This window comes from Clostridium bornimense (genome assembly GCF_018917145.1).
GTDB lineage: Bacteria > Bacillota > Clostridia > Clostridiales > Clostridiaceae > Clostridium_AN > Clostridium_AN bornimense_A.
In genome coordinates, this window is sequence record NZ_JAHLOD010000044.1 from 1 (window position 1) to 14,721 (window position 14,721).

At 27.2% G+C, this 14,721-nt stretch carries 17 protein-coding genes; 2 read left to right on the top strand and 15 right to left on the bottom strand.

All coding sequences use genetic code 11. From position 1 onward, the window contains the following. Positions 1-157 precede the first annotated feature (157 nt). The 3 genes from KQI30_RS13145 to KQI30_RS13155 form a co-directional block, all read right to left on the bottom strand. Positions 158-934 (bottom strand): YibE/F family protein, encoded by a 777-nt coding sequence (locus KQI30_RS13145; protein ID WP_216463803.1) that lies wholly within the window; start codon positions 932-934, stop codon positions 158-160. Further along, a complete protein-coding gene (locus KQI30_RS13150) occupies positions 934-2,076 on the bottom strand; it encodes a YibE/F family protein (protein WP_216463804.1) in 1,143 nt (380 codons plus the stop codon). The genes KQI30_RS13145 and KQI30_RS13150 overlap by 1 nt, the downstream gene beginning before the upstream one ends. A gap of 121 nt (positions 2,077-2,197) precedes the next feature. After that, entirely contained in the window at positions 2,198-2,467 is a 270-nt protein-coding gene (locus KQI30_RS13155) for a DUF1294 domain-containing protein (protein WP_216463805.1), read from the bottom strand. Between the two features lie 109 nt (positions 2,468-2,576). Between KQI30_RS13155 and KQI30_RS13160 the strand changes: the two genes are divergently transcribed. Both KQI30_RS13160 and KQI30_RS13165 read left to right on the top strand, forming a co-directional pair. Further along, the gene (locus KQI30_RS13160; RefSeq protein WP_216463806.1) at positions 2,577-3,179 is read left to right on the top strand and encodes a DUF445 domain-containing protein; all 603 of its coding nucleotides are present in this window, start codon (positions 2,577-2,579) and stop codon (positions 3,177-3,179) included. 13 nt (positions 3,180-3,192) lie between these two features. Beyond that, a complete protein-coding gene (locus KQI30_RS13165) occupies positions 3,193-3,999 on the top strand; it encodes an MBL fold metallo-hydrolase (RefSeq protein ID WP_216463807.1) in 807 nt (268 codons plus the stop codon). Positions 4,000-4,058: 59 nt separating this feature from the next. Here KQI30_RS13165 and KQI30_RS13170 read toward each other — a convergent pair whose 3' ends face one another. The 12 genes from KQI30_RS13170 to KQI30_RS13220 form a co-directional block, all read right to left on the bottom strand. Further along, entirely contained in the window at positions 4,059-4,457 is a 399-nt protein-coding gene (locus tag KQI30_RS13170) for a DUF2752 domain-containing protein (protein WP_216463808.1), read from the bottom strand. Positions 4,458-4,525: 68 nt separating this feature from the next. Then, a complete protein-coding gene (locus KQI30_RS13175) occupies positions 4,526-5,119 on the bottom strand; it encodes an aryl-sulfate sulfotransferase (protein WP_216463809.1) in 594 nt (197 codons plus the stop codon). Positions 5,120-5,147: 28 nt separating this feature from the next. Next, a complete protein-coding gene (locus tag KQI30_RS13180) occupies positions 5,148-5,588 on the bottom strand; it encodes an aryl-sulfate sulfotransferase (protein ID WP_216463825.1) in 441 nt (146 codons plus the stop codon). Further along, positions 5,589-5,714, bottom strand: a complete 126-nt coding sequence (locus KQI30_RS17380; protein WP_301281827.1) for a hypothetical protein — start codon at positions 5,712-5,714, stop codon at positions 5,589-5,591. It lies immediately after the preceding gene. 123 nt (positions 5,715-5,837) lie between these two features. After that, the gene (locus KQI30_RS13185) at positions 5,838-6,125 is read right to left on the bottom strand and encodes a hypothetical protein (protein WP_216463810.1); all 288 of its coding nucleotides are present in this window, start codon (positions 6,123-6,125) and stop codon (positions 5,838-5,840) included. A 245-nt stretch (positions 6,126-6,370) separates the two neighbouring features. Next, positions 6,371-7,774, bottom strand: coding sequence for a glycoside hydrolase family 1 protein (locus KQI30_RS13190; RefSeq protein WP_216463811.1), 1,404 nt, complete (start codon positions 7,772-7,774; stop codon positions 6,371-6,373). Then, positions 7,774-9,162, bottom strand: coding sequence for a PTS transporter subunit EIIC (locus KQI30_RS13195; RefSeq protein ID WP_216463812.1), 1,389 nt, complete (start codon positions 9,160-9,162; stop codon positions 7,774-7,776). The genes KQI30_RS13190 and KQI30_RS13195 overlap by 1 nt, the downstream gene beginning before the upstream one ends. Positions 9,163-9,469: 307 nt before the next feature. Then, positions 9,470-11,035 (bottom strand): ABC1 kinase family protein, encoded by a 1,566-nt coding sequence (locus KQI30_RS13200; RefSeq protein ID WP_216463813.1) that lies wholly within the window; start codon positions 11,033-11,035, stop codon positions 9,470-9,472. Positions 11,036-11,051: 16 nt separating this feature from the next. Then, entirely contained in the window at positions 11,052-11,336 is a 285-nt protein-coding gene (locus tag KQI30_RS13205) for a phasin family protein (RefSeq protein WP_216463814.1), read from the bottom strand. 116 nt (positions 11,337-11,452) lie between these two features. After that, entirely contained in the window at positions 11,453-12,592 is a 1,140-nt protein-coding gene (locus tag KQI30_RS13210; RefSeq protein ID WP_216463815.1) for a toxic anion resistance protein, read from the bottom strand. Continuing rightward, on the bottom strand, positions 12,593-13,798 hold the full coding sequence (locus tag KQI30_RS13215; protein WP_216463816.1) for a 5-bromo-4-chloroindolyl phosphate hydrolysis family protein: 1,206 nt from the start codon (positions 13,796-13,798) through the stop codon (positions 12,593-12,595). Between the two features lie 237 nt (positions 13,799-14,035). Next, the gene (locus KQI30_RS13220) at positions 14,036-14,713 is read right to left on the bottom strand and encodes a hypothetical protein (protein ID WP_216463817.1); all 678 of its coding nucleotides are present in this window, start codon (positions 14,711-14,713) and stop codon (positions 14,036-14,038) included. Positions 14,714-14,721 lie beyond the last annotated feature (8 nt).

Consider the following 14,721-nt stretch of genomic DNA (forward strand, 5'->3'; position numbering starts at 1 on the left):
CAATATCCGATACCAGAAAATAAGAGAATACTTGCTTATAAAGCAGAGTTAGAAGCAAAGAAAAAAAGAGCATCATGATAAATGCGACTAACAACGTAGTCGCATAATCATATATCTTTTATTTATTTTGATTGTCTACTTGACAGGAGTCAGATCATTATGTAACAGCCTCGCCTTTTATATTCTTTATCTTCATAATAACATTTGAAGTAATTGTAGCTGTAATTAAAATAATCATAATGCAACCAATACCACTAAATAGTATTCTTATAAATTCTTGAGCAAATACTTTTGAATTAACTATTTTCGAAAAAGAATACTTATTTTTATTAAAATAAATCATTAATGTCATAAATTCACTAATATATGAAAAAAATAAAGTATTCATAGTTGTTCCTAAAATATCTTTTCCCATATTCATCGATGATTTAAATAATTCTTTCTTATTTAAATGTGTATTATTTGTATAAACCTCATAAGTCGATGTTGCAACTGCTACAGATGTATCTAAAATTGCACCTATAAGTCCAATAATAATAATAGATATTTCTATATCTGTCATACTTAAATTTATATTTTTTGAATATGCAATCATTTCTCCTTCAAATTGTTGCTCTATAGGTATTCCCTCAATCATACTTTTACTAGCCATGCAATACACAAAAATTAACAAAAATAATATTGTAAATATTACCGAAATAAAAGCTGTCTTAGTTTTAACATTTATACCATTTTGATAAAAAAGTGTTATTACGCTAATAAACATACAAGTAAAAAACGTTATAACAATACTATTATATCCTCTAGATATTAATAGTATTGTACATATTAATGCTACCATATTAAATATTAAAGTTAAAAATGACTTAGCTCCTCTATCACTATCAATTAAAATCATAAGTATAAATAATATAAATGCTAAAGTTAATATCATTAGTTACACATCCTTTTCAAGGTTCTTGTTGATAAATATGTCGCTATAGGTATTGTAATCACAATTCCTATACTCCCTGTTAAAAATCTTGCTATTTCAAAAGGTATATATGTAGTTAATAAAGTAGTAAGCTTTATTCCATTCTTTATACTCAATGCAAAAAATGGTATGCATCCTGCTAAATTAGTAAAAAACAGTACATTTATCATAGTGCCCATAACATCATTTCCAACTTCTGTACATGAATTTTTCAAATCTGTTTTACTTATATAAGGATTTTTATCAATTAATTCATTAACAGTGGTAACCATAGTTATTGCAATATCCATAACAGCCCCTAATCCACCAATCATTACTTCAGAAATAAAAATATAATCAGCATCTAAGGAATTATATGGTTTCGGAAGATACTCCATAAACTCATAATCAAGACCACTGGTATACTGAAGAATTATTATAGACAAAAGTGTAACAATAGCTACAGATACTAATGTTATTATTATAGCTGTAAATGTTTTTCTATTAATACCACTACTTATTATCAAAAATGCTGTAGAAAATATAAACGTTGCAAGTACGCTTAAAAAAAGTATATTTATACCTTTAGAATATAGTTGTATCATAATATAAAATACACCTACGTTAATTAAAAGACCTCCAAGTACTAAACCCCCTGTTTTTTTTCCTACCAAAATCAATGATAATATAAAAATAACTATAATTATAACTATATACTTATCTCTTTTCAGTCCAGTTATAGTCCCAGTAATATCTCCATTTTTATCAACTTTTTTTGAGATAAATACATCATCCTTAATTTTATATTTATCTGTATATACTAGTGATGATGAATATTTGTTTTTTATAATAACTTCTTTATCTTTAAACTCACCATTTTTTATTGTAGCTACAATATTTTGTGTATAATTTTTCTCAATATCTCCATTAGGACCTTTTTCTTCCCCTTCAAATACTTCATCGATAGAATCTATCTTAGCAATTTCAGTATCATATAAAAAATAATTATTATAAAAAAAACATATTGTTATTAATGAAATAATAATCATAATTAAATACTTTACTTGTTCTTTTTTATGCTTAATTATATAATCTTTAATTACGTTTAAAATACTTTTACTCATTTGTATCACTCTCTCATATTACTAGTCATTTTATTCTTAATTATACATCAATACTTATTTATTTCAAAACAATACCTTCCTCTTCTTTTTCAGTAAGTATTTGTGTAACATTTTAAAAATTTTAATATATTATAAACATATTATATAAAAGATAAACTATTAGTATTATTTGAATAATAATTATAATAGGAATACCTATTTTAAACAAATTATGTTTAGTTTTATGCCTAAAGTAATACATACCTATTAACATCCCACAAGATCCACCAATGATAGCTATTGATATAAGAGTTTTTTCTGATATTCTCCATTTTCCTTTTCTTGCTTTACTTTTGTCTACACCCATCACTATAAATGCAATTAAATTGATTGTAAATAAATATGTATACATAACTACAAACACCAGCTTTCTATATATTTTAATTGAACCTAATCTTGAATTATACTATTATAAATTATACAATACTTTTAATAAGTAAATTCACTTAGGAGGATAATTTATGAACACATTAATAATAATTATTGTACTAGCTATTATTGGTGGAATAATTGGTTGGATAACTAACATTTTAGCAATTAAACTGATATTTAGACCTATAAATCCAATTAAAATTCCTATCATTAATATTGAAATCTTAGGACTTATACCTAAAAGAAAAAAAGAAATAGCAGAAAACATAGGACAAGTAGTAGCAAATGAATTAGTATCCATTGATGATATTATACATGATGCCTTTACTGAAGAAGATAAAGCAAAATTAACAACTTATGTTCAAGATAAAATTAAAAATATCATTAATGAAAAATTAAACTTTATTCCAGCACCTTTTAAAATGATAATAACTCCTAAAATAGATTCTATTATTGATGAAGAAGTATCTCCAGCTATCAATGAGCTTCGTGATGATATGATTTCAAAAATAAAAGACAGAGTTGAAATAGAAACTATCGTTACAGAAAAAATAAATGACTTAGATCTTTTAGAATTAGAAAGAATCATAATAAGTGTTGCAAAAAAAGAATTAAAGCATATTGAAATTTTAGGCTTAATACTTGGACTAGTTATTGGATTATTCCAAGGAATAATTATTTCACTTATATAGAGGAGGCTCCATTATGGAAAAAATCACAATGCTTGGTACAGGCTCAGCCATGGTAACTAAATGCTATAATACATGTTTTACAATTTCAAAAGATGATGAATACTTTTTAGTGGATTGTGGTGGCGGAAATACAATATTAACAAATCTAGAAAAATCTAATATACCTATTAAATCAATTCATAATATTTTTATTTCTCATAACCACAATGATCATATTTTAGGTGTTGTATGGGTAATCCGTGCTGCTTGTCATGGTATTTTAAACACAAAAAACTACGAAGGTGACTTAAATATCTATTGTCATCAGAAATCTATAGATGCCATTAAGTCAATATGTTCTTTCGTTTTACAAAAAAAGTTTACCAATCTTTTTGATAAAAGAATATTATTCCATCCTATAAGTGATGGTTATACTACTACTATATTAAATCAGAAGATTGCTTTCTTTGATATCGGTAGTACAAAAGAATTACAACATGGTTTTAATATTAAACTTGCAAACGGTAAATCTCTAGCCTTTTTAGGAGATGAACCATACAACGAAAACAATAAAACATATTGTGAAAATGTAGACTACTTAATGCATGAAGCATTTTGTTCATATGAAGATAGAGAAATATTTAAACCTTACGAAAAACATCATGCTACTGCTAAAGATGCTTGTAATAATGCAAAAATATTAAATGCTAAAACTATTATATTATTTCATGGTGAAGATAAAAATCTATCTTCTAGAAAAGATCGTTATATTGAAGAAGGCAAAGCAGTGTTTTCTGGCGTAATTTATGCTCCTAATGATCTTGATGAAATACCATTGTAAAAATGTACAACCTTTATAAGGCTGTTATACAATAAAGTATAACAGCCTTTTTACGTTTACTAACGGAAAAGTCTTATTATCTTCCATAAATACGAAGATTTATCATAATCCATTGGCACCGTATCGGGGAAGAACATTATCATTCTTACCATATAAACAATTATCATTATAACAACTACACTAATATAAAAAGCTATTTCATATTTTTTACTGCCAAATAACGGCTTTTTACCATAAATAAAAATTATTATTACAATAGGTATAAGCCAAAACAACGGATGATATGAAAAACTTTTATGAAAATCTAATTTAAATGCAGCTCTTAGTGCTCGTGTTAGTCCACAACTTGGACACGGGATACCAATAAACTTTTTTATTAAACATTTCCACTTTAACAAAAACACTGCTGCTACCATTAAAACAACTATAATATGCTTCTTTTCATTTTTAAAATCCATATTCTCACCTTAAATACTTAATTACAATAATTATATATAATAACATATTTAAGATACAATAAATACTTCTATGAAAACCAAAAATCATCAAAAGTATATTTAAATACTCTATATGCATACTTTTTAGAATTATATTTATATTTCCGTATTAGCTTTTTATTACTATCGTATTCTGCGTAGCAATTAGCTTTTCCTGAACTTGTAATATAATTTCCCTGCGATATCTCAACACTACTAACAATACTTGAATAATCTACATCAAATGAATCTACTAATTCATACGTACCTTCATTTTCATCTACTAAATACTTATAATAAATAGATTTATCACCTTCTGAAAAACTACCACAACCTACATAATTACTCCAATCAAAATCTGGTCTCGTTGATGCACCTTTATAATTATTATTAAACATATAAATATAGTATTTATCTTGTTCTAAATTATCATCTTTAATATACTGTATTGTATGTTGACCTGCATTGGATGTAAAATCTCCTATCTTATCATATAAATATTTTTCATATGATGTATCTTCATAAACAGATTTATCAGCAATCAAATATTTCAATTCTGGATTATAATATATATTATTAATTCTTATTATAGTGCTTAACTCTCTTGAACTTACAATTATGTCTCTTCCATCTATAACTTGCAAACTATTTAAATGAATCCAATCAAGTTCATCACCACCATAAGTGTTTTTTTCCTCCTTCAGGCATTACTGCTTTTTCATACATTTCATATAATAAATCCTTCATATCTACCACTTCTTCTGCATTACCTGTTTCTAAATCTAATGAAACCACTACATCTTCAATTGTTTTACTTCCTAACTTATTCGCTAAAATTAGTAACTTATTATTTATATCATCGTATACATAATCATGGTGCATTTCATAATTACCCAAAGAATAAAATCTTTCTATCTTACCTAAATTATTTACGGCTATTATACTATTAGTACTATTAGAATAAATCATCCTGTCATCCTTAAATATTATTCTATCACCTCTATAATCATCTAGTGCTAGCTCTGATCTAATTATTCCATCATTATCATATAAATATATATTTGAACTAAAAGATTTATCATGCCCTAATAAAGCAAATAGTCCATCACTTATTTATTCGTTACTTTCTCCTTCTTCAACTACAAACTCTTCATCAATATCATGATTTAATTCCGGTACTATAATATTAAACTCTTTTCTAGCAATTTCATTACCTTCTTCATAATAATTAATACACACACTATTATTTTTACCTGGAACTAAACCAATAATTTGATATTCATTATTAGCATTATATTTTAAAGATTTTGAAAATCTTTTAGTATTTTCTGCAGTTATTGTATACGTAACATCTATTTTTCTCTATTCCTCAAAATATATATTTAACGACAGAGTATTAGTTCCATATGGATTGTTAATAATAAGTGGATTTTCCATATCATATTTATTATCTTTCAATAAATCTTGAATCTTTTGTGATATAGTATTTTGATATTTAGCTGTAAATATTGAAGTATCTTCATCTTTATCAACATAATATATCTGCCCATTGTTAAAAAATTCAATATTCTTTGTTATATTTTCATTAGATGAACTATTCTGCCTCGTCAGTAAGTAATTTCTATCGATAAATATTATACCTATCGACAAAAATATAAATATCAAACTTATTATAGATAATTTTATCCATTTACTTTTTATAATATCATCCCCTAGTTGTTTTTACATTACAGATTCTATCATAAAGATTTATAATAAATCATAGATTATATAAAAATTACATTTTATCTTCACATTAAACTCAAGTATTCTTCACGTAAACGTTTTAAAAGCCATATAAAAAAGAGCATGAAACAATATAGTATTTCTATATGTTCCACACTCTTCTTTTATAATTAATCTAACTTTCCATTATTAGCTATAACCTTTTGATACCAATAAAAACTGTCTTTCTTAATTCTTTTCATATCTAATAAATCGTCATCTGTTCTATTTACATACACTAACCCATAACGTTTTTTAAAACCTTGAGCAGAACTTAAAAGATCCATAAATGACCATGGACAATATCCTAACATCTCTACACCATCTTCTATAGCTAACTCACAAGCTTCAATATGACTTCTAAGGTAGTCAATACGATAAGAATCATGTACCTTTCCATCTTCCAATATATCAGGTGTTCCTAACCCATTTTCAGTTATAATAAGTGGCAGATGGTACCTTTGCCAATATTCATTTAATGCAACACGTAATCCTGAAGGATCAATAGCTGCTCCATATTCTGTAGCTTTTAATCTAGGATTCATAGACATTTTAAATAATCCATACATATTAAAATCTACACTGCCTTCTCTAACTCCAAATTCATGAGTTTCATCTACTGGCAAAGCTTCTGCACAATTTGTTCTATAATAGTTAACAGCAATGAAATCCATCTTTGCACTTTTTAATATTTGTTTATCTTCATCCTTCATATAAGGCATAATGTTTCTTTCTTTAAGGTATTTAATATAATACCCTGGATACTCCCCATAATAATGCATATCAAGCATATAATATACTTTGAAGTTATCATTCATACGAGCTGCATATACATCTTCTGGCTTACATGTCATTGGATATGTTACAGAAGAAGATACTGCAGCACCAATCTTACTTCCTTCTATCATCTCATGACAAGAATTAACGGCTAAAGCATGAGCTAAACACATATTATAATCCATTTGTGCTCTCATCTTATCTATCTTCCACTTATCCTCTTCATCATATATATTGATTCTCTCTTCTATTCTTACAATTAAATTTTGCTCATTATGAGGTTGCCAATACTTTACACGGTCACCAAACTCTTTAAAACAAATTTTTGCATAACGATGAAAAGCTTCTACTGTCTTTCTACTTTCCCAACCATTATACTTCTCTACTAAAGCAAAAGGTAAATCAAAATGATACAATGTCACAAAAGGTTCTATTCCATTATTAATTAATTTATCTATAACTTTATTATAAAATTCTATGCCTTTTCTATTAACTTCTCCTTCTCCATCAGGAATGATTCTTGCCCATGATAGTGAAAATCTATATGTCTTCATTCCTAACTCTTTCATTAAATCAATATCTTCTTCATAATTATGATAAAAATCAGAAGCTACTTTTGTATCTGCTTGAATATGTGATTTTTTAAATGAATTATAATCTGCTACAGTTAGTCCTTTCCCATCTTCGTCCCAAGCCCCCTCAATTTGAAACGCTGATGATGATGCTCCCCATAAAAAATTATCTGGAAACACACTCACTACTCTCTTTCTCCTTTCATTGTTTTATCTGTTATATCATCAAATCCAACTATATATGTTAATAAAGCTGATCCAAAAAACGCAATACTAATTCCAATTAGATAGCTTACAAATCCTCTAGTTCCTACTTCAGCATAAACTGGAATTGTTAAAATTCCTTGATTTGCAAAAGCATTACCAAAAGCTCCTCCTATACCCATTATTGCTCCTCCAACTGCACCACATATTACAGCACATATCATAGGCTTTTTCAATCTTAAATTTGCACCATAAATTGCCGGCTCTGTAATACCAAATAATGCAGTTATCGTTGCTGACATCGATATAGTTTTTAAATCTTTATTTTTTGTTTTAAAAAATACACCTAAAGCTGCTCCTGCTTGAGAAAAATTAGCTGCTCCAGCAAAAGCTAGTATGTTTTGTCTACCAGTTTTAGCTACATCATTTATTCCAATAGGTACAAGTGCTCTATGCGCTCCAAAAATAACTAATACACACCATAACCCACCAATAAATGCACCACATAATCCAGGGCTAAATTCATAAATAAACTTATATAAGAAATTAATAGAATTACCAATATAAATTCCAATAGGCCCAAATAAAAATAATGTAGCTGGAAGTATAATTAATAAAGACAATGTTGGCACCATTATTATTTTTAATACTTCCGGAATAAACTTTTTAAGATATTTTTCAACATAAGAAAGAACCCATACTGCTATAATAATAGGAATTACTGAAGAAGTATATGAAGCCTTTGTTAAAGTAAGTCCAAATAAAGATACTTCACTATCTCCAGTCATAAAATTTACAAAAGCAGGATAGCAAAGTGTTGCACCTATAACCATTGCAATTATTTCATTTGTTTTGAATATCTTAGCTGAAGTATATCCTAACATAATAGGCATGAAATAAAATATAGCATCTGCTAATGCATTTAAAATAATATATGTATCCATTTCTTTTATATTTATTCCATGCTTATTGCTATAATACATTGCTACAACAGATAATATTCCTTTTATCATACCAGAACCAGCTATAGCTGGAATTATAGGTGTAAATATTCCTGCAATATTAGCTAATATCTTATTCCATACCTTATCATCAGTTTTATTTTCATTTCTTATTTTGTTACTATTAGGAATATTTATAGATATTTCTTCATAAACCTTTACCACTTTATTACCTATAACAATCTGAATTTGTCCCATACTTTCAACTATAGTGATAACACCTTCTACTTTAGAAATTCTATCTTTGTTAACTTTATGAGAATCTTTTACCTTCACTCTTAACCTTGTCATACAATGAGTTAATTCTATAATATTATTCTCTCCACCTAAAAGCCTTAGGATCTCATCTGCAGTTTTTGAATAATTCATTTTTTCCTCCCAATCTATCTCCTAATAAATTAAATAAATATATCTTTACTAAAGCTTTAAACATACTGTAGTTTAGCAAATACACATCACTCATAATTAATATTAATTAATAATAATTATTACAAACAAATAATAATCTATACTAAATTTAATGTCAACACTTAAAGAACTTTTAAAATTCAGTCTCACTTTTTATATAAGAAAATTACCCCTTACTATTCACCATTCGCTAACATAGATTACTTGTGACATAATAAAAGGAACTATCGTTTACAAATTTTCACTTGTTAATACGACAGTCCCTACCTTATTTTTTAATGATATTTACAATTAGTATTCCGCTTAATATTAAAGCTACCAAAAATCCTAGAAATCCAAGTAGCGGAATATCAAATATTTTTATCTTCATATTTGTAGTGCAAATTAAACTGGAGCCAATAAGTAACCCTGTTGTAATCATAGCTACTATTATCTTATTCACCATCTTATCTATGTAATTTAGTGATTCTTCTAACCTTAAAATCTTCAAATTTATCTTACTTTGTCCCTTAATAATTGTATTAATTAGATTCGAAAGTTCAGTAACAATACCAATAGATTTTTTACTAGAACATAATATCTCCTTACCTATAGATAAAATCTCCTTCCTTATGTCTATAGATTTCATTAAATTATTATTTAAAAAGTTAGTTAATATCTCGATTAAATCAATCTCAGGACATAAAATTGCTATAACACCTTGTATTGTTAATAACCCTCTTGCAAATAGTGAAATACCTTTTGGCATAGTAATATTATGTTCCTTTGCTAAAGTCATAAATTCTTCTATAATTACTGTTAAATTCATTTCTTTCATAGACATATTACTATATTTATTTACTATACTATCTAAATCATTGTATAACTTTTCTTCATCTACATTACCTTTAGGTTTTCCCATTATCAATAATACTGTTTTGATTTCATTAATATCTTTTTCAACAAAAGCTTTAACTACTTTCATTAGCATTTCTTTATCATAAAGTGATAATGTTCCCACCATCCCTAAATCAATCCAAAAAATTTTCCCACCCTTCACCTGTATATTTCCTGGATGAGGATCTGCATGGAAAAATCCATCTTCTAGTAATTGTTTTATATAATTATTAGTGAGTTTTATTCCTATTTCAGATAAATCATATCCATTTTCTTTTAACTGCTCTATATTATCTATTCTTATGCCATCAATATATTCCATAATTAATATTTTAGAATTCGTATATTGTTTAACTACATAGGGACAACTTATATACTTTATATCTTTATTATATTTTTTGAATTTTTCCATATTGTTAGTTTCAACAAGAAAATCCATTTCTTCTAATGCTACTTTCCACATTTCATCTAAGACCATATTGAAATCTATAACATTCCCCATTAATTTAGATAAATTTATCATAGAAAGAGCTTTCTTTAATAAATTAACATCTCTATACATGCTCTCATAAATATCTTTTCTTTGTATCTTAGCCACTACTAATCTTCCATCTTTTAATATAGCCTTATGAACTTGAGCAATAGAAGCTGATCCTATTGGCATAGGATCAAACTTTTGAAAAATCATTTCTATAGGCATATCATAAGTTTCTTCTATTATACTTTTTACTATATCATAATTCATTGGTGCAACATTTGACTGTAACTTTTTTAGTTCCTCACAGTAATCTTGTGGTAGTATATCTGTTCTCATAGACATTATTTGACCTATCTTAATAAAAGTTGGTCCTAATTCTTCAACTATCTTTCTACATTTCTCCGCAGTAATCCCTTTTGTTATTTTGTATTTTTTTAATACTGATATTATCTCTTTTAGACGCTTCTTATTATTCTTCATTTTATCAGCTTCTTAATTATATAGAATTTAATTTATTTTTTAGTTTTTCTACTTCTTCAGGACTCATCTTTTTTATTTCACTTAACACCTCAGTAATTTTTTCATCAGATATTTTATTTTCATTCTCCTTAATACTTCTTTTTAGCTCTTCATTTAACACTTTTCCTTGTTCTATAGTAACCTCGCCCTTTTTAACAAGTTCATCAACAATCTCCATACATTTTTCTGTAGTGGTAGCCATAGCACCAATTCCAACTAAAAGTATCTTTTTTAACCCATCACTAAACATATTATTATTCATATAAATATCACCTATCCTTTTAGTAACTTTTTCAAATAGTATTTGTAAATAATATTATATTATGCAATAGAATACTGATTAATTAATAAAAAAATAAGTCGCCTCCTTAGAGCGACTTATTTTCTTAACGTTAATAATTTACTTTTTAGTTGTTCTTCGATATTATGCAATTCTTCTTCTGCTGCTTTACGCTTTTCACGGCCTTCAGCTTGTATACGCATAACTTCATCAAGAGTAGAAATTAATGATTCATTAGTTTGACGTAAAGTTTCTATATCAACAATGCCTCTTTCAGAAGCCTTTGCTGTTTCTATTGTTGACATTTTCAATGTTTCTGCATTTTTTCTTAAAAGCTCATTAGTCATATTAGTAACTTCATTTTGCACTTTAACAGCATTAGCTGAATGCTCTACCCCTAATGCTAAAACTATTTGGCTTTTCCAAAGAGGTATGGTATTTACAATTGTAGATTGTATTTTTTCAGACATTAAAGTGTCATTATTTTGAATTAAACGAATTTGTGGAGCCATTTGAAGTGAAATCATTTTTGTTAATTCTAAATCATGAATTTTCTTTTCAAATCTGTCACATAATGCTGCAAGATCATTAGCTTCCTGAGCATCTTCTGTACGTCCACTTAATCTAGCCTTTTCTGCAAGTTTTGATAAATCTTCATTTCTTACTTTATCAAGTTTCTTTTTACCAGCTAAAATATACATAGTTAATTCTTTAAAATATACTTTATTTATTTCATACATTTTATCTAACATTGATATGTCTTTTAATAGTTGTATCTGATGTTTCTCAAGAGCTGTACATATATTATTTATATTGCCTTCAACCTTTGTATATTTAACCTTCATATCTTCAAATTTTTGTACTGGTTTTTTAAATATACCTAGAAACCCTTTCTTTTCTTCTGTATTTTCAAAGTTTTTAAGTTCTACTACTACATTAGAAAGCATATCACCAATAGCACCTAAATCTTTAGTTTTAACATTATTTAGTGCTGTTTCCGAAAAATCAGCTATCTTCTTTTGAGCTCCTACACCATACTGTAAAATCGAATTAGAATTTGTTAAATCAATTTTTTCAACAAAATCTTCTACCATTTTCTTTTCCTCAACAGTAAGAGTATCTTCTTCTATCTCCTTTGGTTTCTCTTCCTCTACTTTTTTAACTTCATTAATTTCTTCCATAGCATCAAAAGATAAGCTTGGGGTAATATTTAACTCTTCATTAAAATTATTGCTCATTTACACTCCTCCATTATCATCTTTTTTAAAATCATTTTCTGTCAAACCCTCTTGAGTAAATAATGTCTTCAAAACTTCAATATCTGAAGATATATCTAAAACAACATCTTCAAATAAATCATCTAACAAATTAGCAAAAGCCCCATTTATTAGATCCATGCTCTTTTCTATTTCAGATTTAGCCTTCTTTATATTATCTCCTTCAATATATTGATTACTTAATTCCTTATATGAATTAACTAACTTTAAAGTCATTGGCAAATAATGATTTGTAAACTTTCTAACTTCTGATAACTTTTCAGGATTTTTCTCAACCTGCTTAAAAATCTCTTCTACGATTTTTTCAAGTCTATCAAGTTTCATTGATATATCTTTTTCTACTATAGCGTTATTGGAATTTCTTATTTCTGCTATATATTTTTCTCTCAACTCAGTTATAGATTCTACATCACTTTTCTTTTCATTCTCTTCTTTGCTTGCATTGGATTTCTTGCTTTCTTCATTCTTTCTTCTATTATAAGATTCCTTTGATTGTAAATACTCTTCATATACTTTGTTGCTTAACATAAAATAAGTTTTTTCATCATCAATATGGCCTTCTCTAAACATATCTAGTCTTATCATTCTTCTTAGGTCTTTAATCACATAATTATTACTTTTATCCACGGAACTAGCCAACTCATCTATTCGGCAATAATTTCTTCCCAAAATACAACGAACATACTTTTTAAATCTTTTTCCCCTATTTCTCAAACTAGCCCCCTTATAAGTAATAAAAACACTACCTATAAAAAATAATGCTAATATATATACTGCTATGATTATATTTGAACCACTATTTGCCTTTGATAACATTACTATAGAACAAATAGCCAGAGGTATAGCAAAACCTATAGTTCCTATAGTTCCAATTACATTAAGAAATATTCCTAAACCTCCTCCAACTGGCTTATTTGCTATATACATATTAGAAATATTTTTTTTTACTCTTATAGAGTTGTTTCTTTTATAATTATTTTGAGAAAGATTTTCTTGAACCTTCCTTTCTATATAACTAGAAGTATTGTTAACCTTTGATATTACTTCATTCAATGTATCTTCCATTGTATTATTTACCTTTGATTTTGCGAACTCTACGTATCTTGTAGCATTTTCTACTGTAGATCTAATCTGATCTTCTAAATGGGAAAAATCATTTCTATCCATTATTATTCTCCCTTCATCCACATTTCCTAATTTATAACATATTAATAATTATACCTTATCAATTATTTCTAAACAATATTATAAAACTATATATACATGTTTTTATATATTAATATATACAACATTGGCGAAGAGAATTCTTCAAATATCATATAATCACTGTAAATATTAACTTACTAAAAAACTGCCACACCATACGTGCAACAGTTCATGAAAAAAATACATATAAATTGTTTTTTAATCTCTTTTATCTCCTATATATTCCGTCGCATCTTCGTCTAGATACTCTGTTGCTTCTTCATCTAGATACTCTGTCGCCTCTTCATCTAGATACTCTGTCGCATCTTCATCTAAATACTCCGTTGCCTCTTCATCTAAATACTCCGTTGCCTCTTCATCTAAATACTCTGTCGCCTCTTCATCTAGATACTCTGTTGCCTCTTCATCTAGATACTCTGTCGCCTCTTCATCTAAATACTCCGTTGCCTCTTCATCTAAATACTCTGTTGCCTCTTCATCTAAATACTCCGTTGCCTCTTCATCTAAATACTCCGTTGCCTCTTCATCTAAATACTCCGTTGCCTCTTCATCTAAATACTCCGTTGCCTCTTCATCTAAATACTCCGTTGCCTCTTCATCTAATAATTCAATTGAAGCTTCTATTTTTAAAATAGCTTCAGATTTTGTATTAATATCATTAACAATATTCTTTTCTGTTACATGTCCAATAATATTTGTTATTCTATTTTTTTTATTTTTTACAATAGAATTTATTTCTTTTTCATCACTTCTACCAATAGTCAGTACTGCCAATTTGTTATCTCTAACTGGTTTTGCTATTAACCTAATAAACCATATTAATGAAATGCACATTCCTACTATACCAACTACCATCTTAACAATTTCAGCATTCATAACAATTC

What these genes read in the sequence shown, in the direction of transcription:
- KQI30_RS13145 (WP_216463803.1), bottom strand. Translation starts at nt 934, where the DNA reads ATGATATTAACTTTAGCATTTATATTATTTATACTTATGATTTTAATT.
- KQI30_RS13150 (WP_216463804.1), bottom strand. Translation starts at nt 2,076, where the DNA reads ATGAGTAAAAGTATTTTAAACGTAATTAAAGATTATATAATTAAGCAT.
- KQI30_RS13155 (WP_216463805.1), bottom strand. Translation starts at nt 2,467, where the DNA reads ATGTATACATATTTATTTACAATCAATTTAATTGCATTTATAGTGATG.
- KQI30_RS13160 (WP_216463806.1), top strand. Translation starts at nt 2,577, where the DNA reads ATGAACACATTAATAATAATTATTGTACTAGCTATTATTGGTGGAATA.
- KQI30_RS13165 (WP_216463807.1), top strand. Translation starts at nt 3,193, where the DNA reads ATGGAAAAAATCACAATGCTTGGTACAGGCTCAGCCATGGTAACTAAA.
- KQI30_RS13170 (WP_216463808.1), bottom strand. Translation starts at nt 4,457, where the DNA reads ATGGATTTTAAAAATGAAAAGAAGCATATTATAGTTGTTTTAATGGTA.
- KQI30_RS13195 (WP_216463812.1), bottom strand. Translation starts at nt 9,162, where the DNA reads ATGAATTATTCAAAAACTGCAGATGAGATCCTAAGGCTTTTAGGTGGA.
- KQI30_RS13200 (WP_216463813.1), bottom strand. Translation starts at nt 11,035, where the DNA reads ATGAAGAATAATAAGAAGCGTCTAAAAGAGATAATATCAGTATTAAAA.
- KQI30_RS13205 (WP_216463814.1), bottom strand. Translation starts at nt 11,336, where the DNA reads ATGAATAATAATATGTTTAGTGATGGGTTAAAAAAGATACTTTTAGTT.
- KQI30_RS13210 (WP_216463815.1), bottom strand. Translation starts at nt 12,592, where the DNA reads ATGAGCAATAATTTTAATGAAGAGTTAAATATTACCCCAAGCTTATCT.
- KQI30_RS13215 (WP_216463816.1), bottom strand. Translation starts at nt 13,798, where the DNA reads ATGGATAGAAATGATTTTTCCCATTTAGAAGATCAGATTAGATCTACA.
- KQI30_RS13220 (WP_216463817.1), bottom strand. Translation starts at nt 14,713, where the DNA reads ATGAATGCTGAAATTGTTAAGATGGTAGTTGGTATAGTAGGAATGTGC.